This window comes from Arthrobacter sp. SRS-W-1-2016 (assembly GCF_002009585.1).
Lineage (GTDB): Bacteria > Actinomycetota > Actinomycetes > Actinomycetales > Micrococcaceae > Arthrobacter > Arthrobacter bambusae_A.
Map to the genome: position 1 here is coordinate 1 of NZ_MTPV01000050.1, position 913 is coordinate 913.

Consider the following 913-nt stretch of genomic DNA (forward strand, 5'->3'; position numbering starts at 1 on the left):
TTGCGCATCGCGGTGGCCCAGAGGCGTCCGGCGCGGTAGGAGGAGCGGACCAGGGGGCCGGACATGACGCCGAGGAAGCCGATTTCCTCGGCTTCGGTGGCGAGCTCGACGAATTCCTGGGGTTTGACCCAGCGGTCCACGGGCAGGTGCCGTTCGGAGGGGCGCAGGTACTGGGTGATGGTGATCAGGTCACAGCCGGCGGCGTGCAGGTCGGCCAGGGCTTCGGAGATCTCTTCGCGGGTTTCGCCCATGCCCAGGATCAGGTTGGATTTGGTGACCATGCCGGCGGCCCGGCCCTGGGTGATGACGTCCAGGGAGCGGTCGTAGCGGAACGCGGGGCGGATGCGCTTGAAGATCCGGGGCACGGTTTCGACGTTGTGCGCGAAGACCTCCGGGTTCGAGTCGCAGATCGCTTGGATGTGTTCGGGTTTGCCGGAGAAGTCGGGGATGAGCAGTTCGACGCCGGTGCCGGGGTTCAGTTCGTGGATCTTGCGGACGGTTTCGGCGTAGAGCCAGACGCCTTCGTCTGCCAGGTCGTCGCGGGCGACGCCGGTGACGGTGGCGTAGCGCAGGGCCATGGCCTGGACGGAGCGGGCGACCTTGGTGGGTTCGAACATGTCCACGGGGGAGGGTTTGCCGGTGTCGATCTGGCAGAAGTCGCAGCGGCGGGTGCATTCGGAGCCGCCGATCAGGAAGGTCGCTTCCTTGTCTTCCCAGCACTCGAAGATGTTCGGGCAGCCGGCTTCCTCGCAGACGGTGTGCAGGCCTTCCTTTTTCACGAGGTTCTTCAGGCCCACGAACTCCGGGCCCATCTGGACCTTGGCCTTGATCCACTCGGGCTTGCGTTCGACCGGGACGGCTTTGTTGCGCTGTTCAACGCGCAGCAGCTTACGGCCTTCAGGTGCCAGGGTCA

The 913-nt window shown here is 65.6% G+C and carries 1 protein-coding gene; it reads right to left on the reverse strand.

Annotation, left to right across the window (positions count from 1 at the left end):
• On the reverse strand, positions 1 to 913 hold a 913-nt coding region (lipA, locus tag BMF89_RS12475), incomplete at both ends, for a lipoyl synthase (protein WP_253190806.1).